The sequence below is a fragment of the Undibacterium sp. TC9W genome (assembly GCF_049339865.1).
GTDB lineage: Bacteria > Pseudomonadota > Gammaproteobacteria > Burkholderiales > Burkholderiaceae_D > Undibacterium.
In genome coordinates, this window is the sequence record NZ_JBMPPJ010000010.1 from 104,020 (window position 1) to 126,223 (window position 22,204).

The 22,204-nt window shown below is 51.8% G+C and carries 20 protein-coding genes; 6 read left to right on the forward strand and 14 right to left on the reverse strand.

Annotation, left to right across the window (positions count from 1 at the left end; all coding sequences use genetic code 11):
- Positions 1 to 189: 189 nt before the first annotated feature.
- Complete coding sequence (locus ACO0LN_RS15980; protein ID WP_422975455.1) at positions 190 to 963, forward strand: VOC family protein; 774 nt, start codon at positions 190 to 192, stop codon at positions 961 to 963.
- Between the two features lie 60 nt (positions 964 to 1,023).
- On the opposite strand, the gene ACO0LN_RS15985 is transcribed toward ACO0LN_RS15980, so the two are convergent.
- From ACO0LN_RS15985 to ACO0LN_RS16020, 8 genes are all read right to left on the reverse strand, one after another.
- On the reverse strand, positions 1,024 to 1,707 hold the full coding sequence (locus tag ACO0LN_RS15985) for an Asp/Glu/hydantoin racemase (protein WP_422975457.1): 684 nt from the start codon (positions 1,705 to 1,707) through the stop codon (positions 1,024 to 1,026).
- Between the two features lie 27 nt (positions 1,708 to 1,734).
- A complete protein-coding gene (locus ACO0LN_RS15990) occupies positions 1,735 to 2,214 on the reverse strand; it encodes an SRPBCC family protein (RefSeq protein ID WP_422975459.1) in 480 nt (159 codons plus the stop codon).
- A complete protein-coding gene (locus ACO0LN_RS15995) occupies positions 2,207 to 2,548 on the reverse strand; it encodes an ArsR/SmtB family transcription factor (protein WP_422975461.1) in 342 nt (113 codons plus the stop codon). The genes ACO0LN_RS15990 and ACO0LN_RS15995 overlap by 8 nt, the downstream gene beginning before the upstream one ends.
- A gap of 56 nt (positions 2,549 to 2,604) precedes the next feature.
- Entirely contained in the window at positions 2,605 to 3,228 is a 624-nt protein-coding gene (locus tag ACO0LN_RS16000; protein WP_422975463.1) for a hypothetical protein, read from the reverse strand.
- 290 nt (positions 3,229 to 3,518) lie between these two features.
- The gene (locus ACO0LN_RS16005; RefSeq protein WP_422975465.1) at positions 3,519 to 3,953 is read right to left on the reverse strand and encodes a hypothetical protein; all 435 of its coding nucleotides are present in this window, start codon (positions 3,951 to 3,953) and stop codon (positions 3,519 to 3,521) included.
- 36 nt (positions 3,954 to 3,989) lie between these two features.
- Positions 3,990 to 5,384, reverse strand: coding sequence for a dicarboxylate/amino acid:cation symporter (locus ACO0LN_RS16010; protein ID WP_422975467.1), 1,395 nt, complete (start codon positions 5,382 to 5,384; stop codon positions 3,990 to 3,992).
- A 140-nt stretch (positions 5,385 to 5,524) separates the two neighbouring features.
- A complete protein-coding gene (locus ACO0LN_RS16015) occupies positions 5,525 to 6,727 on the reverse strand; it encodes an acyltransferase family protein (protein ID WP_422975468.1) in 1,203 nt (400 codons plus the stop codon).
- A 47-nt stretch (positions 6,728 to 6,774) separates the two neighbouring features.
- Entirely contained in the window at positions 6,775 to 7,626 is an 852-nt protein-coding gene (locus tag ACO0LN_RS16020) for a helix-turn-helix domain-containing protein (RefSeq protein ID WP_422975470.1), read from the reverse strand.
- A 73-nt stretch (positions 7,627 to 7,699) separates the two neighbouring features.
- On the opposite strand from ACO0LN_RS16020, the gene ACO0LN_RS16025 reads away from it, so the two are divergent.
- Entirely contained in the window at positions 7,700 to 7,891 is a 192-nt protein-coding gene (locus ACO0LN_RS16025; protein ID WP_422975472.1) for a hypothetical protein, read from the forward strand.
- Between the two features lie 413 nt (positions 7,892 to 8,304).
- Here the strand turns inward: ACO0LN_RS16025 and ACO0LN_RS16030 are convergent, their stop codons facing one another.
- The 4 genes from ACO0LN_RS16030 to ACO0LN_RS16045 all read right to left on the reverse strand — a co-directional run bounded on the left by ACO0LN_RS16030 (position 8,305) and on the right by ACO0LN_RS16045 (position 14,040).
- On the reverse strand, positions 8,305 to 11,394 hold the full coding sequence (locus ACO0LN_RS16030; RefSeq protein ID WP_422975475.1) for a prolyl oligopeptidase family serine peptidase: 3,090 nt from the start codon (positions 11,392 to 11,394) through the stop codon (positions 8,305 to 8,307).
- Between the two features lie 167 nt (positions 11,395 to 11,561).
- The gene (locus ACO0LN_RS16035; protein WP_422975477.1) at positions 11,562 to 12,326 is read right to left on the reverse strand and encodes a hypothetical protein; all 765 of its coding nucleotides are present in this window, start codon (positions 12,324 to 12,326) and stop codon (positions 11,562 to 11,564) included.
- An 86-nt stretch (positions 12,327 to 12,412) separates the two neighbouring features.
- A complete protein-coding gene (locus ACO0LN_RS16040; RefSeq protein WP_422975478.1) occupies positions 12,413 to 12,994 on the reverse strand; it encodes a 3'-5' exonuclease in 582 nt (193 codons plus the stop codon).
- A 134-nt stretch (positions 12,995 to 13,128) separates the two neighbouring features.
- Positions 13,129 to 14,040 (reverse strand): LysR family transcriptional regulator, encoded by a 912-nt coding sequence (locus ACO0LN_RS16045; RefSeq protein WP_422975480.1) that lies wholly within the window; start codon positions 14,038 to 14,040, stop codon positions 13,129 to 13,131.
- A gap of 138 nt (positions 14,041 to 14,178) precedes the next feature.
- Here ACO0LN_RS16045 and ACO0LN_RS16050 point away from each other — a divergent pair, with 138 nt between their 5' ends.
- On the forward strand, positions 14,179 to 15,201 hold the full coding sequence (locus ACO0LN_RS16050) for an aldo/keto reductase (protein WP_422975482.1): 1,023 nt from the start codon (positions 14,179 to 14,181) through the stop codon (positions 15,199 to 15,201).
- 13 nt (positions 15,202 to 15,214) lie between these two features.
- Here ACO0LN_RS16050 and ACO0LN_RS16055 read toward each other — a convergent pair whose 3' ends face one another.
- The gene (locus ACO0LN_RS16055; protein ID WP_422975484.1) at positions 15,215 to 15,481 is read right to left on the reverse strand and encodes a hypothetical protein; all 267 of its coding nucleotides are present in this window, start codon (positions 15,479 to 15,481) and stop codon (positions 15,215 to 15,217) included.
- A gap of 16 nt (positions 15,482 to 15,497) precedes the next feature.
- Positions 15,498 to 17,981 (reverse strand): EAL domain-containing protein, encoded by a 2,484-nt coding sequence (locus tag ACO0LN_RS16060; protein ID WP_422975486.1) that lies wholly within the window; start codon positions 17,979 to 17,981, stop codon positions 15,498 to 15,500.
- Positions 17,982 to 18,478: 497 nt separating this feature from the next.
- Between ACO0LN_RS16060 and glyQ the strand changes: the two genes are divergently transcribed.
- From glyQ to gmhB, 3 genes are all read left to right on the forward strand, one after another.
- Positions 18,479 to 19,426, forward strand: a complete 948-nt coding sequence (gene glyQ / locus ACO0LN_RS16065; protein WP_422975488.1) for a glycine--tRNA ligase subunit alpha — start codon at positions 18,479 to 18,481, stop codon at positions 19,424 to 19,426.
- A 69-nt stretch (positions 19,427 to 19,495) separates the two neighbouring features.
- Positions 19,496 to 21,580, forward strand: a complete 2,085-nt coding sequence (glyS, locus tag ACO0LN_RS16070) for a glycine--tRNA ligase subunit beta (RefSeq protein WP_422975490.1) — start codon at positions 19,496 to 19,498, stop codon at positions 21,578 to 21,580.
- 40 nt (positions 21,581 to 21,620) lie between these two features.
- The gene (gmhB, locus tag ACO0LN_RS16075) at positions 21,621 to 22,184 is read left to right on the forward strand and encodes a D-glycero-beta-D-manno-heptose 1,7-bisphosphate 7-phosphatase (protein ID WP_110255684.1); all 564 of its coding nucleotides are present in this window, start codon (positions 21,621 to 21,623) and stop codon (positions 22,182 to 22,184) included.
- Positions 22,185 to 22,204: the final 20 nt, after the last annotated feature.

The following is a 22,204-nucleotide window of genomic DNA, read 5'->3' on the forward strand; positions in this document are numbered from 1 at the left end:
AAACCATGTGCGATAGCATAACATTAAGTTTTGCCAAGCGCACAAGCTGCCTGCATCCACGCAAATTCTCATTTCATATTTGGAGCGGCAGCTTATAATTCCTGAGCTGCACTGTTATATTTTCACTCCTCTGGCAACTGCCCCACCCCATCGTTTTCCAACCGACATAAAACTGAAGGAGATATCAGCATGAGTATCGTAAGCGCACATGAGCCTGGTGCCTTTTGCTGGGTAGAACTTGGCACTAGTGATCAAAAAGCAGCAAAGGCATTTTATGGCGACCTGTTTGGCTGGGGCCATCAGGACAATGAGATGGGACCGGGAAGCTATTACACGATTTTTCAGCTCAAGGGTCACGATGCCGCAGCAGCTTATACCCTGGACCCTGAACAGCAGGCAGGTATACCGCCGCACTGGACTATCTATGTATCGACAGCAGATGCAGAGGCCACGGCAAAGCGCAGCGCAGAATTAGGTGGTGAAGTCGTCGTCCCGGCATTTGACGTATATGACCTGGGCCGCATGGCAGTATTAAAAGATCCTAGCGGCGCCTTTCATAACATCTGGCAGCCGGGTAAAAACACTGGTGTGGGCATACATAATGAGCCTGGCGCTTTTTGCTGGGGGCAACTCAATACCAGTGACACGGCAAAAGCAGAAGCCTATTACAAAGCCTTGTTTGGCTGGGATGCCAGCACAGGCAGCGATGGCGCCATGACTTATACAGAATGGCAGCAACATGGCGCTGCCATAGGCGGCATGATGGTTTTGCCAGATGGTGTCATGGCACCATCACACTGGCTGGCCTATTTCAGCGTTGAAGACTGCGACGCTACAGCTGCAAAAGCACAGGCCCTGGGTGCGGCGACGTATGTGCCACCGAGTGATATTCCAAATACTGGTCGCTTTGCAGTTCTGGCTGATCCTCAGGGTGCCGTGTTTGCGATTTATGAAGAAAATTAGCAGGAAAATTTGCCAGAAATTAGCAGTCACAGTCCCTGGTTTGCATGTGTCAAGCGTGTATCAAGCATGTGTCAATGCACTGATGGCGCGTGCCACACCAAGCCGGGGACTGGACAACACCTCAGTACCCAGATCACTTAACTCTTCTGCCGCTGCTGCCATTGATGCCTGTGCCAGTACCACGACATCAATGTCAGCCGTTGCATCCTGCAATGCCGATCTGACCGCATCACTGATCGCTTGCAGATAAGCTTGTCTGTCGCCTTGCAGGAAATGCCCCCAGGCCTGCTCAGGCAAGAGAGTACTGATCTCTATCGTTTTACTTGCAGCCCTGGCCGACTCCATCAACAACTCTGTCGTTGGATCAAGCGTGCTTTCCAGCGCGGCGACCAGCAAAATGCGCGGCCCCAAAGCGACTGCGCGATCTGCCATGGCACGGTCTATCCTGGCCGTCCGCAAACCTGAACGCCCGTTCATGCGTTCGGCAATCCCGCCTATGCTGGAACAGGTGCATACCACCATGCCCACATAGTCAGTTGCACAATTTGTGGAAGCCACATGCATCGCTGCCTCCACTTTTTGAATGACGGCAGCATCTGTTGCACCAAACTGCTGCGCAGCGATGAGCAGGCTTTCATCAACATGGTGATGTACTTTAAGTCCTGGAGCCAGTTCCTGCATCAGGGCATCAAAGCCCGCGACATGTACCGGTGAAGTATGTAAAAAAACGAGCTGAGCCTGCATATGATCCTTAGCCTGGCACTTGCACTGTCAATTGAGTTTTTTCATATGGGCGACCAGTTGATCGAGGGCCGTGCCCCAGCCCTGATGGAATCCCATTTCCATATGTTTTTGCTTGTCTTCTGCGTTTTTATGCAGGACGACTGCTTTATACCGGGTTCCCGTTTCATGCGGCTCAAAAGTAATGATGGCAGTCATGAAGGAGTTGCCGGTAGGACGAAAACCTGACCCCAGTGCATCGGTGAACACCAGTTTCTTGCCGGGTATGACTTCGAGATAGCAACCGGCATTGTCGTGATCGACACCTTCAGGCGAACGCATGACCGTGCGGAAGATACCGCCAGCTTTCAGGTCTATCTCGCAATCCACGGTTTTCCACGGAGCAGGCGTGAACCATTCCAGCAAATGGGCGGGCGTAGTCCAGGCAGCCCACACCAAAGAAGGTGGGATATCGACTATACGCTCCAGCACCAGATCAAACTTACCTTCTTCCGTCGTTGCTTCAGACATCATGGTTCTCCTTTATCTTGTTTAAATAAGCATCCAGTTGGTTAAAGCGTTTTTCCCAATCGCTGCGCTGCGCAGCCAGCCATTGCTCTGCTTCTCGCAAGCCCGCTGGCGCCAGTTGATATGTCCTTACCCTGCCATTTTTTTCAGACACTACCAGGCCAGAATGCTCAAGTACCCGCAGATGCTGGGTAAATGAAGGCAGGGCCATGTCGAATTCCAGCGCCAGCTCGCTGACTGCTGCCGGCCCCTGGCACAGGCGTGCCAGTACAGCACGCCGTGTTGTATCACCGAGGGCAGAAAACAGATGATCGAGTTGAGTTTGCTGATTTGACATGGGGATAATATAGCGCAAACCAATACTTAGGTAAACACCTTTATATTGAAATTTCGCTACTGTGCGATTTTTTCTTCAGGCCGCATGTTCCTGAGTTTTTGATCGAAGATCTCTTGCAGATATTGATAACGGGGTGACAGGTATAAATAAACTGGCTTGAAAAATAAATCTTGCAAGTAGTAGCTGCCTGCAGCAGCCTGACTTCCTTCCAGCATTTTCAACGCCAGCGATTTGGTCATGATGCAGGCGTCCCCCAGATTTCTTAACACCATGTAGGCGCAATCATGTTCTGAGCCTACTGGTATCAGATGATCCAGTTCTTTATGCGCTGCAATTGCCGCATTGCCGCGCACATAAAACACTTTGTGCCTGTTCAGGTCGGCCATGGATTTCACGACTATATTTTTGTCACGCGTCAGCAAACTGAAGCTCAGATAACCCAAAGCCGTAGGAACGCGGCTGGCTGTTGGCGCCAGATTCTGAAATTCTTCAAAGCGCGGCAACTCGCCTGCGGTTTCACTATCTTGCAGCATCTTCACCGCACGACCGGGTGGATATGCTGTCAGGCTACAACTCAGGCCGCTCTGCCTGCACAGTTTTTCCAATAAAATTTTGCTGTCTGCGAAGGCCTCACCGGCTTCACTAAGTGAAGAAGAAAAGCGCAACAGCTCGCGTTGCACGGGCTGCTCACGAGCGTGGGCAAACGCACAGGTGCAGCAAAAAAAGATGAATAGAAATGTGCGCACGATGATGGACTTTCAAGGCTTGGCAGGCATTTCTTTTCCTTACATGATGCTTAAATAAAGACAGTGACCATGAATAATTGAGCCTTCCCTGCTCCAGTATTTAGCAATTTTCAGTGGCTTACAAGCGGGACTTGTCGCCATGTTGCAAGACTGGTTCAGACTAGTCATTTTCATATTGAAACTTATGGCTATGACATATCAAATCCATCATCTTCTGAAATAATTTAACAATCATAGCCATGCTCAATCAATATTGACTTGACGCCAAACACAGCCTCGAAAACGGCAGTCATCGCTTCCAGCCATGCCAGACCAGCTTCATTAAACGTAAATGACTCAAGCAACACCAGAGGTTTGTCCTGATCTGTGAGCACAGCCTCAAAAGAAACCCAGCCCGCCCCTTTGGCGCGCCGCAAAATATTGATTGCTAATTCAAGCAGGCGGGTGCTTTCAAAGTCGATGACGCTGCCTGATCTAATCAGGCCCATCGTTGCGCTATCCGTATCGTTCCAGGCCAGCAAATGGCAGGATGATGCACCCTGATAAAACTCCGGCAAACTGGCGGGCAGAGCTGCCTTGATGTCGCCGGCCACTACCGCAGACGGGCCGAATTGCAAAGGCAAATAGGGGCTATCATCGAGTATGCTGATGCGCGTCATCGCGATAGACTCAACAGCCCGTCAGCGTTATCAGGCTTATGCTGCCTGACGTTCGACAATCTCAGCTTCCAGCGCTTCTGCTGTACGCTCAGCATTATAGAGTTCCAGATTCAGCAAACCCAGGCGCTTGGCGACTATGGTGGGCACCAGTGCCTGGCCAGCGACATTGACTGCGGTACGGCCCATATCGATGATAGGTTCCACAGCGAGCAACAAACCGACACCTTCCAATGGCAGGCCCACGGTAGATAAAGTCAGTGTCAGCATGACAGTGGCACCGGTGGTACCAGCAGTCGCGGTTGAACCCAGCACAGAAACCAGTGCAATCAAAGCCAGTTGCGTGACATCCAGATGCAGGCCATAGAATTGCGCGATAAAGATAGCCGAGATCGCCGGATAAATCGAGGCACAGCCATCCATCTTGGTGGTTGCGCCGAGTGGCACGGCAAAAGCTGCATATTCACGCGGCACACCGAGATAACGCTCGGTCACTCGCTCTGTCAGGGGCATGGTACCCATGGACGAGCGTGAGACAAATCCCAGTTGTACTGCAGGCCAGACGCCTGTGAAATACTGGCGCACGGACAAGCCATGCAGCTTGACCAGCAAGGGATACACCACGAACAAGACCAGCAGCAAACCTACATACACTGAGGCGCTGAAGCTGGCGAGTGAACCCAGCGCATCCCAGCCATAACTGGCTACCGCATCACCCAGCAGGGCCAGCGTACCTATCGGTGCCAGGCGTATGATCCACCACAATATTTTTTGCACCACAGCACCGACTGCATCTGTAAAACGCAGTAGCGGTTCGGCACGCTCACCGACCTTCAGAGCCGCAACGCCAACAGCAATAGAAATCACCAGCAACTGCAAGACATTAAAACCCAGCTGGGTGGAGGCAACAGCTTTCTCCCCCACCAGCTTGACTGAGCTGCTGGCTGTCATGCCCAGGATATTGCCCGGCAAAAGTTGATTCAGAAAAGCCCACCATGAGCCTGTTCTTGACGGTGTACTCGCCTTGGCAGCATCAACTACCGCACCGGCACTGGGATTTGCCAGCAAGCCTATTGTCAGGCCTATGGCTACTGCGATAAAAGCAGTAATCGCAAACCAGATCAAGGTCTGGGTTGCCAGTTGCGCTGCATTCTGCAAACGGCGCAAATTGGCAATGCTGCTGACCACTGCTGTCAATATCAGCGGCGGGATCATAAGTTTCAAGAGGCCTACATAGGCATTGCCAATTGCACCAAGCGCAACCTGCAGCCAGTTGGCCTCGCTACCCTGGGTACCCATGTTGCGTGCTATCAGCCCCACCACTACCCCGGCCAATAAACCTATGACTATCTGCGGTCCGAAAGACTTCCACCAGCGTGCGCCATGCCCGCTGGGCAATGCTGATACAGTCGCCTTGTTATTCGAAGTTTGCATATCCAAATTCCCTGTGCTTCTGACATGATGATTAATGCCTGCCATCATGCACCAAAGACTGTGCTATTTGCAAATACAGAAATTCATTCCAGCAATGAGCTCAGCGTATAAGGGGAAATATGCCCACGATGTAGTAAGATTTAGCAAGAAATCCCTGGATTGACCGAGCCAGCATCAACAGGCTTTTTTCTAGCCCCACCATTCAGAAAGCGCTCTATCAAGCCACGGCGCACCAGCAGATGGTAGCTCAGCAGGCAAAACAGGCTGGTCAGCACGATATTGCACATCATTCTTCCAACAGCGCCAAAAGGGCTGTGATATAGCAAGATACCAAATCCCATCGTCCCCAGCATGTGCACCAGATAAACCCAGTAAGAACTGTCTGCCAGATAAGACAGCAAACGGTTCTGCGTTGGCAGATAACGCAGAAACAAGCCTATCAGGGCAAAACTCCAGAGCCAGCTCACGCTATTATATAAATACGCCATGACGGCCTGCATGCCTGGGTTGGCAGGCTCTGCATTGCCATCACTTTTAACCAGCGCCAGGAACACGATGAAGACCGGCAAACCGGCGCAAAGATATGACCAGCACCAGCGCTCAAAACAGGACAACAAATCTGCCTGAAAACGATACAGGAAAATCCCGCAGCAAAAAAACATGCCGCTATGGATGAATTCTGCCGGGTGCGGCATGAAAGAACCCAGCGGCGTCACCATGCCATTGCGGTAAAAACTCCCGGTCAACGCCAACGGTAATGTCAGGAAAAATATACCCCACCAGTTATGGCACAGTGTTTTCCAGGTATTGGCAAAACCATCTTGTAACCCCAACGGAATAAAGGCCGACCAGCGCAGCAGCAGCGCATACACAAGGCAATACAGGAACAGGTAATAGATGAACCACAGATGCAGCAGCGATACCTGCGGTCTGCCAGGTACTTTCGGAATCAACTCAAAATCCACACCCATAGTCCCAAAAGCATTCAGATGCGCATACACTGCCACCAGCAAACTCATGCAGATCAACAGCAAAGGCCAGAACACCATGAAAGGCCAAACCAGCTTGCGTACACGCTGACGCAGCATGGCTGCCATGCCACGCTTTGCCACCAACATGGCAACAAAAAATCCAGCCAGGATGAAAAACACAGGCATGCGAAAAGCATGGATGAAGACGATCAATAAGTCCGCCAGCAAACTGGTCTGGCTATCGCGCCAGGGCGTAGGTGATGGATTGATCATATAATTCACCGATACATGCACGACTATGCCCAGCCACATCATAATGGCCCTGAGATTATCAAGGGAGTGCAAGCGCTGATCAGTGTTAGCAGTATTCATAGGGTAAGTTCAAGCTTAGCATGGGACAGCTCTGGTTGGCGTCTTGCTTATAGACGGTAAATCCAGTCGCTTTCATTTTTTCTGACATCGTTGAGCAATTGCTGTGGGCTGCGCCCTGATACTTCCTTGCAGTCGCGAATAAGGTGGGATTGGTCGGCATAACCCAGGGCATCTGCATGTTCCGCCCAGTTTGGAGTCTGCCCATGCGCCAGGTCACTCAAGACCTGGCTGTGACTGCGCTTGGCGCGCCATAAACGCGACAAACCCAGCAAAGGCAGACCTGCTTCTTTCCTGACCCGTCTTTGCAGCTGGCGCGCGCCTACGCCGAGCAGACTGCAACTCAGGCGCAAGCTCAGGTTCTGCCCCATCTTGCGCAAACGTGACCAGGGGCTGGAAAGCAGGAAACTGCTGTTTTGTGCGACATAGCTTTCAATCAGCGAGCGCCTGTCAGCATGTGTATCAGCCAGGGCAACGGCCTGCAGCAATGCAAGCCCTGACGGATTCAATACCTCCATCGCATCGACAAATCTGTCCTGCACTGTCGTCAGGTCCAGCTCAAACAAGGCATGAAATGCATCTGAGTAAAACACCGCCATAAAACTATGTCGGTCACCGAGGTTCATCGACACCCCATACTGGCTCTGGCAACCAGCTACAAAGATCTGCGGCAAACGCTGCTCACGCTTGGTTTTTCCCTGTTGCAGCAGACTCACCTCACCTTCCAGCATCCAGGTGATGCAACAGAATGGCGTAGCAGGGTAACGATTCAGTTGGTCCGGTCCATCCAGATGACATCCACGGGTATCGCGCACGATATACATCAACACATGCTCAGCCGCCTGACCACTGGCTGGGCAGATATGCGTTTGCGCTTTGGGGGTAATGTCAGTCCTGTGCATGTAGTGGATGCTACCTGCTTACGTCGTGGATGTATTGGACGTTTACGACATTTTTGAAGTTTTATGAGGGCCAGTGTTTGATTTGTCTGGCCATTGTTGGCAATTTGCTCAGATCATATGTATTGCTGCCGAGGGGGGGGTTGCTGTTGCTGTTGCTGTTGCTGTTGCTGTTGCTGTTGCTGTTGCTGTTGCTGTTGCCGTTGCTTTTGACTTTCCGCAGTTCCCATGTGTCGACGCCGTTTGTACATTACAGAAAATGGATTAAGAAGGACCGTTGTCTGAGCGAAGCGAGTTTCGGGCCTTCCCATTTTTTGTACTGCACAAACGGGAACCCCCTTTAGGGGGCGGCGACGCCTGGGTCGCCTTTCTTTGAATTCTTTCTTTGGCGACGCAAAGAAAGAATTTCGGCTGCCGGGCCGAGACCCGGCTTGTATCCACGAAGGGCAATCGCTTTAATAACGACTCAAGTGCACGACGAACGCCACTGGAGCGCCAGCCCGGTAGCCTCCAGCCTTCGCTGGAGCGACGATAATTTGAATACGGTTTATCGAATGGACCCCATCCTCACCCTTACCTCTCCCGCTGCGGTGCTTGCAAATGGCTTGGAGATGAAGCTAAAACATTCCAGCACGGGCCAATCTGTCAACCAGCAAAGAGCCACGAATGGACTCTGTTGCCTTAATCAGCCTTCACCCCCACAGGCTTGAACTGCCCCATCACATCCCGCTTACCCCGTTCCAGATAAGGCACAGGCTTGTCCATCCATTCAGGGCGCGGGCTGCCCAGCAGGTAATGATCAAAGAACTCAGCCATGTGCACCGTGAAATACTTCATGTTGTCACGTTCTTTGAGGCCGTGTTTTTCACCATTGAAATTGAACCAGTAAGCCTCTTTACCCAACTGACGCAAGGCGGTGAAAAATTCTATGGCCTGATACCACGGCACTGCATCATCATCATCGTTGTGGATGGTCAGGTAAGGTGTCTGCACTTTATCGACAAAGAATATCGGTGAATTTTCTATGTACTCTGCCGTCTTGTTCCAGGGTGCACCACCAATACGGCTTTGCTGTTTTTCATACTGGAAGGCGCGACTCATGCCTGTGCCCCAGCGTATACCGCCGTAACCGCTGATCATGTTTGCCATGGATGCGCCAGCTTCGACAGCACGGAACATATTGGTTTGCGTGATCAGGTAATTGACCTGGTATGCACCCCAGCTATGACCTTGTATGCCTACGCGTTTGGGATCGACATAACCTTGCGCCAGCACTTTTTGCACTGCCGGTACCACAGCGTTATAGGCGCTCTTGCCTGGGTGTCCGGTTTTATAGACGATGTCCGGGCGCAGCACGATGTAGCCATTACTCAGGTAGCGGGTGACATTGATGTTCTGGGCAGGAGCAGGTGCAACATAGCGATGCAGATTGTCTGACATGTTTTCATAGATATAGACCATCATCGGGTATTTTTTGGCAGGATCAAAATTCTCAGGCTTGGCCAGCAAGGCTTTGAGCTTCTTGCCGTCGAGGCTGGTGTATTCAATCATCTCTTGCTTGCCCCAGTTGAATTGGGCTTGCTGGGGATTGGCATTACTGATTTTTTGCGGATTTTGCAAAGCCAGGTTACTGCTCCACAAGTCCGGGAATTCTGTAAAGCTTTGCTGCGTGAACAAAACCGTATCGGCCTTCTTGGCCTTGATCAGGCCGGCAAACATTTTATCGCCATGTATGAGTTTTACCGGCTCGCCAGATTTTGGGTTTTGCTGGTAATAACCAGTGGAGCGATTGCCTTCATTGGTGGCTGCCAGCATCCATGAATCTGCTGGCAAAGCCTTGGATTCAGCGACAGGTGATGGTTCATCTGCAGGCGGCTTTTTCTCAGTGTCGACGGGAACATAACGCAGCTCCAGATTATGCTTGCGGCCATAGCCGGCAGTCACATTGCGGCTCGCTTGTGTCTGCGGATTGACTTCCCAGAGACCGAACTGATCATACAAAACGACGCTGGCATCATCTTCTGTCCAGCCCGCAAAACCATAGGCGTCCTTGACTTCTGGCGTATCGCGTTTGGCATCTTCAAAGCGTGCCTTGATTTTGCCTGTCAGGTTGATCTTGCTGCCGTCAGCGGTTGACCAGCAATACCAGATACTGCTATTGGCATCAAAGGCCATGACGTATTTTCCGCCTGGCGACAGGCTGGGCACATAGCGCAGTTTTTGCGCCAGCAAACGGGTCTGGCCAGTTTGTAAATCTACTGCGTAGGCATCGTGATACAGCGCATCCCAAGACTGCTGCATTTTGTATGGCACATCGCTGGCACCCATGGCAAAACGCGGATTATCATTGATCAGCACATTTGGAATATTCTTGTTGGCAAGCTGGACAAAGTGTTGCTCGGCAATGTGGAAAACTGCTTTATAGCTGCGTTGTTTTTCTTTCTCTGCCTTGACCTTTTGCATGGATTGCAGCTCAGGGTCTTTCCAGTGCCAGAGATCAACCTTGAAAGGCTCCGGAGCATCCTTCGGATCAGCCTTGGCCAATTCTGCGGTACCAAAGAACAGGCGCTGGCCATCCTTGCTAAAACTCAGACTACCGTGCTCGCTGGGCAACCAGCCTGCTGGCATGCCAGCGGTGCTTGCAGTCACGACAGCTTTGGCTTCGCTATCACCTGCGCGCCAGTAATACAGGTTGAAAGCAGTAATTTCTTTTTCTGCCTTATCTGCCTTATCGCCCTTGTCAGCGTCGGCATTTTTCTTGCCAGACTTTTCGGCTTCCGCATTTTTCTTTGCGAGGTCATCGCGATTGCTGACGAAAGCCAGTTGACGGCCTGCCTCATCAAAATTCATGTGCTTGTAACTGCCTGCACCTGCCATGACGGTGCGCGGTGTCAGGTCTTGCGGGCTGATCAGGTAAACACCTTCGCGCGCAGCGTCTTTATTTGTATCTTTTTGCGCGTCTTTTTGAGCGTCTTTCTGTGCATCTTTGGTGATGATATTGAAGGCCAGCAATTCACCATTTTTTGCCCAGGTAAAATCAGCAACGTCCTTGAAGCTGGTGCGCTTGGCAATGGCAACATCAATCAACAAAAATTCTGTGCCTGTATCTTTTTTCTTTGCTGCAGCTGAGGCGGCAGCGGCTTGCTGATCTTCATCGTCCTTGGCAGCAGGCTCGGCGTCTTTCTTCGCTTCTTTCTTTGCTTCCTTGGGCGCGTCGAACAAGACTGCCAGGAAATTGCCGCCTTCTTCTGGCCAGGCAAAACGCTTTACCCTGTCCAGGTTTTCAACTTTACCCGTCGCCAGATTCATGATGCCCAGACCAGCCTTGGGCAACTCATCACCCTTCTTCTTTTCTTTCTTGGCCTTGTCCAGCTCTACCCTGGTTGGCGCAATCGCAAAAGCCAGGTAGCGGCCATCCGCACTGAAGGCTGGTGTCGTGCCGCGTGGTGCACGCCATTCCCGGCCATCTTTCAGATTCCTGACCACGACCTCGCCATCTGACTCTTGGCCTACCAAGGCATAAGCTGCCCAGTTGCCGTCACGGCTCAGGACACTGCCCTGTATGCTGCGCCAGTTTGCATAGACATCATGGCTGATGACTTTTTTTCCACTCACCGGAATGACTGCGGCTGCCGCACCTTCTGCCAATACCGGGGCAGCATGGACCGCAGGAACATAGGCACCATAGGCCAGACATACCAGTAAGGCAGTAGTAGCCAGCTTGCGCAGATGACGCTGTTTGTAGTGGCCGAAGGAAGAAACAGAAGACACAAAAGACACAAAAGACACAGAAGAAGGAGAGGAATAAGGCGTGCTAAACACTGGAATTACCTTTCTGAGAGACAGACTTTACATCACTACATTGTAATGTCAAACCAAATTAAATCGATAAAACAATTATGAATTATCGGTGTTGCGTTGCAGCAAGTCCAAAGATATCAAGATTGCACCTGCAAGGTTTTGACCACGCGCATCTCACCTTTTTCACCGGCACCAGAGCCGCTGTTCTTGCTTTCTTTTTTTGTGACAACCAGCCGGTCACCGCTGACGCCATACACCAGCTCTTCTTCATTTTTTGTTTCAAAGCTGATCACGACGAAAGCACGCCCTGAGATAGCCTGATGCATGCGGCTGGCAAGCGGGATACCATCCTGGCCTATCCAGACCTCCAGGCTGCCTTCGAATTTCTTGACGTATTTGCGGTCTTTTTCGCTGAGCTTTTCAACAGGTATCTCGAAACTCAGCAAGCGCGCGGGCTTGCCATTGTAGCTAGCATCGGCTTTTTCACTTTTGAATATGGCTTTCTCAAGAACCCGCGAAAGATTACCCACGGCAGAAACCATGGGGCGCAATTCGGATGAATTGACTTCCTTGATGGCAGCAATAGTGGGGGTTTTGGCTTTGGAGTCTTTTTCCTTGGCGCGCTCTTCGGTTTCGAGGCGCGTCAATAAATCCTTGCTGTACAAAATTTGCAAGCCACGCGGGCTGTCATCAAGGCTGATGCTAGCCTGGCCATTTTGTTCATCAGCGTCTTTACCTTCACCCTGGCGACTCCAGGTTTTGGCTTCAACGACAGCTTTTACTGGTGTTTGCCCTGGCAAGCGTACCAGGGAGGCTTTTAAATCTGCCAGACCATCTGCCTTTGCCGCCTGAGTAAACAAACTAAGCAAACTGAAACACATGCCCGCAAGCAGTAAAAGCATTTTCTTTTTGGCCAGCATACATCCCCTGTCAATATAGCTATCGTGAGCCATCTGACCGTCGGGACGTATTAAAGTTCAGCCTTGCTTTATCCTTGCTTTAGTGCCAGCCACTTTCTATAGACCAGCAATGCCACTTGCGCATCATTGGCGGCATACATGATTTGCCTGTCATTCAGAGCTGGGGTAGCCCAGTTGGAGGTCGAGGTTTTCTTGGATTTTTGCAGTTGCATACCAAAATATTTGGCGACCGCCGCTTTTGCGCCCATGTCGCGTTGCTTGCTCTCACGCATGGCGCGTGCGAGATCAAGCACATGCTGCGGCACAATGCCAAGTTTGATCTTCAGGCGTTTCATGTCATCGCTGAGTCCAAAGCCAACCTTGAGTATGTCTTTCGATTCCAGCAAGGCTTTCACGGCATCGGTATTTTGCACCTTGATCGTGGGGAAGAGATAAGCCTTGTTGTCGGTAGCCAGTTGTATCAGATGCGGGCCATCAGATTGCTGGCCCTTGAAGAATACTGGCTTGGATTCGGTATCGAAACCCAAAATATCGGCTGTCAGCATCTCTGCATAGGCCTGCTCTGCGTCTGCTGACGTCTGTACCAGCAGTATGTCTTTTTCCTGGATACCAGGATAAGGGGGGAGGAGAACTTCCTGATCTTCTGTCATGACAGCATGATAAGGGAAACAGGGTGGATATGTCAGGTGTTGACTTGCTAGCTTAGCTTGTGTGAGGTCAAAAACAGTGAAAATAAGCCACAAACTGCAAGCCTGCCTGATAAACGATATATTTTTAATATTATTTAGGCCTTGAGTTTGTCGGCATGCGTTTCCATCAGCTCAGTCAGCCACTCTACGAATACCCTGACCCTGGGCGATAACTGCCGGTGGTGAGGGTAAAGTATCGATACCGGCATAGGCGGTGGCCGCATCTCCGATAAAACCTCCTGCACGCTGCCAGCCGCCAGTTGGGCAGCAACGTGGAAGCGCGGCAGTTGTATCAGGCCATAACCTGCTTCTGCGCCAGCTACATAGGCATCGACGTCATTGACCGCCAGTTGCCCCTTTAATGGCAATGTCTGTGTTTTACCGTCGACGACAAATTCAAAGTCCATATTCCGGCCCGTCTGTGATGAGAAATAATTCACTGCCAGATGGGCAGGCAGATCATCCAGCGCCTTGGGCACGCCATGTTTTTGCAGGTAAGCGCTGCTGGCACAGGTAATTTGCGTCATCAGCGCTACCCGTTTGGCGATCATGCTGGAATCGCGCAACTCGCCACCACGCAAGACGCAATCGACGCCTTCCCTTACCAGATCAACCAGACGGTCGCTCATGCCGACTTCCAGCTCTATCAAAGGGTATCTGGCACTGAAGCCTGGCAGGGCCGGGACCACAAACGTTTTGCCCAGCGATCCTTGCAAATTAATCCTGAGCTTGCCACGCGGATTGAGCAGGCTGTGGCTGAATGCAGATTCAGTTTCTTCCAGATCAGCCAGCAGGCGCACGCAACGCTGATAGTAAGCATCGCCATCAGCCGTGGTGTTGACCTGGCGCGTGGTTCTTTGCAAGAGGCGCGTGCCTAGATGGGTTTCCAGTTGCTTGATGCTCAGGGTCACGCTGGCCCTGGGCATTTGCAATTGTTCAGCAGCGCGGGTAAAGCTGCTTTGCTCAACCACGGCGATAAAGACTTGCATAGCCTGGAATTTGTCCATAAGCCTCCCTACCCTGATTATTTAGATTTTCTGCATAGTAATGGCAATTTTAACGTATTTATCTAAAAATTCAGTCTAACTACAATGGCTACATCTTCAGCAACCTCGCTGAGGCAACAATGACGAAGGAGTTTCAGCATGGCACAGAACAAAATCGCAATACGTCAATTGGGCAAACAAGGCCCGGCAGTCTCAGCACTGGGTTTGGGTTGCATGGGTATGTCGGACTTATATGGCCCGGCTGACCGTGGCGAAAGCATCGCCACTATCCATGCGGCGCTGGATGCAGGAATAGACTTGCTCGACACAGGTGATTTTTATGGCATGGGCCATAATGAATTGCTGATACAGGAAGCACTGCAAAACCTGCCGCGTGAAAAGGTAAAGATCAGCGTCAAATTCGGCGCGTTGCGCGACCCGGCAGGCAACTGGATAGGCATGGATGGCAGGCCAGCAGCCGTCAAGAACGCCCTGGCTTATAGCCTGAAACGCCTGGGCACTGATCACATTGACGTCTATCGCCTGGCGCGCATAGACCCGCAAGTGCCGGTGGAAGACACCATAGGTGCGATTGCCGACATGGTGAAAGCTGGATATGTACGCCACGTTGGCATGTCGGAAGCTGGTGCTGCCAGCCTGCGCCGTGCGGCAGCAGTGCATGCCATCAGTGATTTGCAAATAGAGTATTCACTGTTTTCTCGCGGCATAGAAGCCGAAATTTTGCCGGTCTGCCGCGAACTGGGCATAGGCATCACAGCCTATGGCGTACTGTCACGTGGTTTACTTAGCGGTCACTGGAGCCCGGAACGCACTACTGGCACCAGGGATTTCCGCAGTGTCAGTCCACGTTTCCAGGATGGCAATCTGGAACGTAACCTGGCCCTGGTAGAAGCCTTGCGCGGCATCGCCAACAGCAAGGGCATCAGTGTGGCGCAGGCGGCAATTGCCTGGGTACTGGCGCAAGGCGAAGATATTATCCCTCTGGTAGGTGCGCGCCGTCGTGACCGTTTGACAGAAGCCCTGGGTGCACTCGACGTAAAACTGGATGCGGCAGATTTACAGGCAATAGCGGCGGCAGTTCCCAGCGATGCAGTAGCGGGTAATCGCTATAATGATCATGCCATGGCTTTGCTCGATAGTGAACATGCGCCTGGTCATTAAACTATTGAATCATTCAGCTTTTATCGATGACATCTGCAAGCTGACCTGACGACTCAACTTTCAGTGGATCAACCCGGCGGCGGCGTGGCCTGCCACTGGGCAGCGGTTCGATGATCAGGGCCTGACCATCGGGCAGGGAAATCGCCAGTTTTTCTTGCCCATCATGCTTGAAATGATAAACGGTCGCCGCGCCGATGGCGGCTGATTTTTCCAAGGTTGCGGCCATCAGCAATTCCGGGATTTCGCTTACCTTACCGGTGCGCCAGAGCAGCTTGTTCATGGTTTTACTCATCGCCTTATTCATTGATGTGCTCGCGATAGCGGGTAACAAAACCGACGGCATCCATAGGGCGGCCAAAATAATAACCCTGTACCTGGCTGCATCCCATTTTGCGCAACAGATCGGCCTGTTCTTTCTTTTCCACACCTTCGGCAACCACACTCAGGCTCAGGCTCAATGCCATGGCAATGATGGCGCTGGCAATTGCTGCATCGTCAGGATTTTCATGGATATCATTGATGAAAGATTTATCTATCTTGAGTTCATCAATGGGGAAGCGCCGCAAGTAGGAAAGACTGGAATAACCAGTGCCAAAATCATCGAGCGATATCGACAAACCCAGGTTTTTCAAAGCGCGCAATGCGACCAGTGTACTGTTGACATCCTGCATGACCATGCTCTCGGTCAGTTCCAGTGTGACATTCGATGGGTCGGCACCCGTCTCGGCAAAAATAGCCGCAACACGGTCAGACAAATCCTCTTGGCGGAACTGGCGAGGTGACATATTGATGGCAATCTTCAAATCAGCCATGCCAGATTTTTTCCAGCTGACTTGCTGGCGGCAAGCTTCAGCCAGTACCCATTCGCCCAGAGGCAGGATGAGGCCAGTTTCTTCTGCCAGCGGTATGAATTCTATGGGGTGTATCAAGCCTATCTGTGGGTGATGCCAGCGCACAAGTGCTTCTGCACCGACTATATGCCCCGTAGCGAGTTCTATCTTGGGCTGATAATGCAAGGTCAACTCGTGCCTTTCCAGCGCACGGCGCAATGCGCCTTCCATATTCAGGCGGCTGATGGCAGTAACGCCCATCTCGGGAATAAACTGGCGCACGCTATTGCGCCCATGTTCCTTGACGCGGTACATGGCAATGTCGGCATAACGCAATAATATTTCGCCATGGTCGCCATCACGCGGGTATAGCGAAATACCTATGCTGGCCGTGACAAACACATCATGGCCATTAATTTCAAACGGGCGGGCCAGCGCCGCCAGGATTTTTTCAGCGACGATATCAACATCGCCAGTCTCAGGTAAATCAGTCAGGATGATGACGAATTCATCGCCGCCCAGGCGCGCTACCGTATCGGTTTCACGCACACAATGACTGAGCCGGTTGGCTACCTGCTTCAACATTTCATCTCCGGCGCCATGACCAGAGGCATCATTGATGAGCTTGAAATGATCAAGATCAAGCAACATCAAACCCACCGACAAATCCTGGCGCTTGGCCCAGGCGATGGCCTGGGTGATGCGGTCATTCAGTAAATTGCGGTTCGCCAGTCCGGTCAGACTGTCATGGGTGGCCTGGTATTCCAGCTCTTTCTGATAATTGACACGCTCACTGACGTCATTGATAACGCTGACAAAATGTGTGGTGGAAGCACCCATCGCATCCTTGACGGGCGAGATATGCAATTCATTCCAGAATTGCGTGCCGTCCTTACGGTAATTGCGCAACAACGCGCAGCCTGATCTTTTTTCACGCAAGGCACTGCGGATTTCTTCCAGATCAGGTTGCGCCAGATCTTCCCTGACCAGGAAACGTCCTTCCCTGCCTATGACTTCCTGTGCTGTATAACCAGTGATACGCTCAAATGCAGGATTCACATAGACAATGGAATGATCGCTGTCATCACTACGGGTAATCATGATGCCGTTGCTGCTGGAGACCAGGGCTTGCTCACGCAAGAGAAGAGCTTGTTCGACTTCCTTCAACTGGAATTTGCTGTCGGTAATATCTTGTTTGACAGCGATCAGATGGGTAATCTGGCCATCTGCATTGCATAGCGGACTGACCATCTGTCTTTCCCAGTAGGCCGTACCGTCCTTGCGATGGCTGAGTACATCGCCCTGCCAGTGCTCTCCAACCTTGAGCGCCTTGATTATGCGCATGATTTTTTCATCAGCGGGATCACCAGAATTCCAGAACACATGCTTGCCCAGCACCTCGTTCAATGCATAGCCAGAAATACGGCAAAAGCTGTCATTGCCATATTCGAGTTCGCCATCTGCATTGGTGATGACTACCGCAAACGGGCTTTGCTGCACAGACAGTGCCAGCATGTCCATATTGTCTTGCAGATCATGGTGTTCATGGGTACTGCTGAGGGAATGGATGGCCTGCGCCAGTTCATTGGCAAAACGACTCAATATGTTGTATGCATCACCAGTTTCACTGAGATCAAAGTCGGCACCTACACGCAATTGTGCCAGCGCATAGCCATAACGCTGCAAGGGCAGAACCAGGTATTTTGTCTCTTTTCCAGCCTGCCTGTCCGCGCGAAAGCGGTAAACTTCTGACTTGTCACCCAGATCCAGTTCCACCTCGGCACACAGATAACCAGCACGCTGCACCAGGATACGACAGAAGCCACGCAGCATCTCAGGCAATTCTGCCGTGTACCACAGGCAATGGGAAAGCTCCCCCAACAAGAGGTACCACTCTTCCAGCCGATGCGACTCGGCATCCAAAGTCAGATCAGGATCAACGATAGCCATTGCTCTGCGGTCTCCGGTTAAACTCGCTATTGAGGGCTTACGCAAAACCGCCCCAGCTGCGTTGCAGCTCCTAGCCGTACTAAAGTACTGTCTTCGTCGCTACGCCTTGCTGGGACAATTTTGCGTAAGCCCTATTATTGGCAGGTGGATTTTTATACCGCGTCGCCAAACGAATTGCAACAAAAACCACCAGAGGCAAGCCGCCTATTTATGCTGCAATTGCGTTGCTGTAGAGGGAATATTTATAGAGAGTCATCAAAAATTTTACAAAAGAACAATTCCTCTAGATTCATCCTTTACTCAGGTTTTCTCCTGAATTTCTCGGTGTCTCGGTGCCTCTGTGGTTAATGGTCTTAAGATTTTCCCGATTTAAGCCGCAAAAATTAACAAAACAACATCAAGCAAATTCGCCTATCCTGCGCAAAAGCCGTTAAAATCTAAGGTTTGGCAAACTTTATTCATCGCTTCTTCAAGAAGTGACAAAGGCAGATAGCACGATGCTCACATTTCAACAAATTATCCTGACATTACAAGATTACTGGGACAAGCAAGGCTGCGCCCTGTTGCAACCTTACGATATGGAAGTGGGCGCGGGTACTTCGCATACCGGCACTTTCTTGCGGGCCATCGGGCCAGAGCCATGGCGTGCGGCTTATGTACAGCCATCACGCCGTCCAAAGGATGGCCGTTATGGCGAAAACCCTAACCGTCTGCAACACTATTATCAATATCAGGTAGTGTTGAAGCCTGCGCCGGAAAATATCCTCGACCTTTACCTGGGTTCATTGAAGGCCCTGGGCCTGGATTTGCAGCAAAACGACATACGCTTTGTGGAAGATGACTGGGAAAACCCTACCCTCGGGGCCTGGGGCCTGGGCTGGGAAGTCTGGCTGAATGGTATGGAAGTCACACAATTCACTTACTTCCAGCAAGTCGGTGGCCTGGATTGCAAACCTATCCTCGGTGAAATCACCTACGGACTGGAGCGTCTGGCCATGTATTTGCAAGGTGTGGACAACATCTATGACCTGGTCTGGACTGAGCGTGAAGAAAACGGCAAGACCGTGCGCCTGTCCTATGGCAATGTATTCCATCAAAATGAAGTTGAACAATCGACTTTCAGCTTTGAATATTCAAACACCGATTTCCTGTTCTCATTGTTCACCAATTACGAAGCAGAAGCCAAGCGCCTGCTGGAAGTGACAGAAAAATCCCTGGCCCTGCCTGCTTATGAAATGATCTTGAAGGCGGCGCATACGTTCAACTTGCTGGATGCGCGTGGTGCGATCTCGGTGACTGAGCGTGCTGCCTACATAGGCCGCATACGCAACCTGTCGCGTGCCGTAGCTGCGGCTTATTATGCATCGCGTGAAGCGCTGGGTTTCCCCATGTGCGCTGCGGATGACAAGCACAAGCCTGCTCCCGCTGCTGTTACTTCAGCATAAGTAATGCATAGCCAACAAGAACATCATTAAACAGATTCTGGCACTGCGCCGGAACGTAGGATAAGAAACATGAGCCAAACACTGTTAGTAGAATTATTTACCGAAGAGCTGCCTCCCAAGGCCCTTGCCAAGCTGGGTGAAGCATTTAGCGCCGGTATCGTCGCTGGTCTGAAGTCACGCGATTTCCTCGAAGCTGAATCTGTTGCCACCAGCTATGCCTCACCACGCCGTCTGGCTGTCAGCATCACTGGCGTACGCTCCACATCCCCTGACAAGCTGATGCGCGAAAAAGTCTTGCCGGTATCCGTGGCACTGGATGCAGCTGGCAATGCGACAGCACCGCTGGGCAAGAAACTGGCAGCCCTGGGCTTCCCTAACCTGCAGGTCAGTGACCTCGAACGTGCGGTGGATGGCAAGGCAGAGAGCTTCTTCTACAGCTATACAGCTGCTGGCACTGCCCTGGCACCGGCAGTGCAAACTGCGCTGGAAGAAACCATAGGCAAACTGCCTATTCCTAAAGTCATGAGCTATCAGCGTCCTGATGGCGAGACTGTGCATTTTGTGCGCCCTGTGCACAAAATCATCGCCTTGCATGGCGCTGAGATTGTGCCACTGTCCCTGCTGGGTCTGAACAGCGACCGCATTACCAAAGGCCACCGTTTCCTGTCCGCTGGTGAAGTCAGCATTGCCAAGGCTGAAGACTATGCCGCCAGCCTGAAAACCGAAGGCAAGGTCATCGCCAGCTTCAATGAACGTAAAGAACAGATACGTGCCGCCTTGCTGGGCAAAGCAGGTGCAGACCAGGTGTTGATGCCTGAATCCCTGCTGGATGAAGTGACCGCCCTGGTCGAATGGCCAGTGGTATATGAATGCAATTTCGAGCAAGAGTTTTTGGCCGTGCCGCAAGAGTGTCTGATCCTGACCATGCAGACCAATCAGAAATATTTTGCCCTGACGGATGCATCTGGCAAATTGCGTTCACGCTTTTTGATCGTCTCCAACCTCGAAACCAGCGACCCGCAATACATCATCCAGGGTAATGAGCGCGTCGTGCGCCCGCGTTTGTCGGATGCCAAATTCTTCTTTGAACAAGACAAGAAAAAGACCCTGGAATCACGCCTGCCCTTGCTGGCAAATGTGGTCTACCACAATAAATTGGGCAGTCAGGCAGAACGTACACAACGCGTTAAAAGCCTGGCAGGCCAGATCGCTGCCAGCCTGAACGGTGATGTCGCCCTGACTGAACGCGCTGCCCTGCTGGCCAAGACTGACCTGCTGACCGACATGGTGGGTGAATTCCCAGAGCTGCAAGGCATCATGGGTACTTATTATGCCCAGCATGATGGTGAGCACGCTGATGTGGCCGCTGCCGCGTCTGAACATTACCAGCCCCGTTTCGCTGGCGATGCATTGCCAGCGACACTGACAGGCACTGCCGTAGCACTGGCCGACAAACTGGAAACCCTGGTCGGTATCTGGGGGATAGGCTTGCAACCTACCGGTGACCGTGACCCGTTTGCCTTGCGCCGCCACGCCCTGGGTATCTTGCGCATGCTGGTTGAAAAACGCTTGCCGCTGTCGCTCAATACTTTGTTGAAGCAAGCGGTTGCACTTTTTGCTGGCAATGCCAATTTCACTGACCCGACCGCCGATGTGCTGAACTTCTTGTTCGACCGTCTGCGCGGCCAGTTGCGCGACAAGGGCTTTTCTCAAAATGAAGTCGAAGCTGTGGTTGCCCAGCAACCAGACACGCTCGATAACATCGTTGAACGCCTGCAGGCTGTACAAGCCTTTGCCGCCCTGCCAGAATCAGAAGCACTGGCTGCTGCCAACAAGCGTATTACCAATATCCTCAAAAAAGCCGAGGGTACGCCAGGTGAAGTCCAGCCAGCACTATTGCAGGAAGCTGCCGAGCAGGCATTAGCCAAGGCCATGGCTGACGTCAAACCGGAAGTGGATGCCGCATTTGCCAAAGGTGACTTCGCCAGCGCATTGAAAACCCTGGCAGCCCTGCGTGCAGCGGTCGACAGCTTCTTCAAGGACGTCATGGTAAATGCAGAAGACCTAGCCTTGCGGAATAACCGCCTGGCCTTGCTGGCCAGCCTGCATGGCATGATGAACCAGGTTGCCGACATTTCCAAGCTGGCAGCTTGAGGCAAGTTAAACAAGAGTGCACCACTAACCAGGATTGCAGATGAAACTCATCATCCTTGACCGCGATGGCGTTATCAACCAGGATTCGGACGACTTTATCAAGTCGCCCGAAGAATGGAAGCCGATACCGGGTTCACTGCAAGCCATCGCCCGCCTTAACCAGGCGGGCTATACGGTGGTGGTCGCAACCAACCAGTCTGGCATAGGCCGCAAACTGTTTGATATGGCCACGCTGAATGCTATTCATCAAAAAATGCATACCAGTGCCCAGCAAGTCGGTGCCACGATAGATGCGATTTTCTTTTGCCCGCACATGGCAGATGACAATTGCGATTGCCGCAAACCCAAGCCAGGCATGCTGCAAGAGATTGCCCGTCGCTATGACACCAATCTCAAGGGTGTGCATTGCGTGGGTGATTCCCTGCGCGACTTGCAGGCTGGCTTTGTTCTCGGTTGCAAGCCGCATCTGGTACTGACGGGCAAAGGCAGCAAGACCCAGGAAAAAGGTGGTTTGCCCCCCGGCACACAAGTTTTTGCTGACCTGGCCGCCATGGTCGACAAACTGGTGGAAAACTCGCCATCTGAATTTAATATCGCGATCTGAGTAAGTTAGCAAACTCAAAC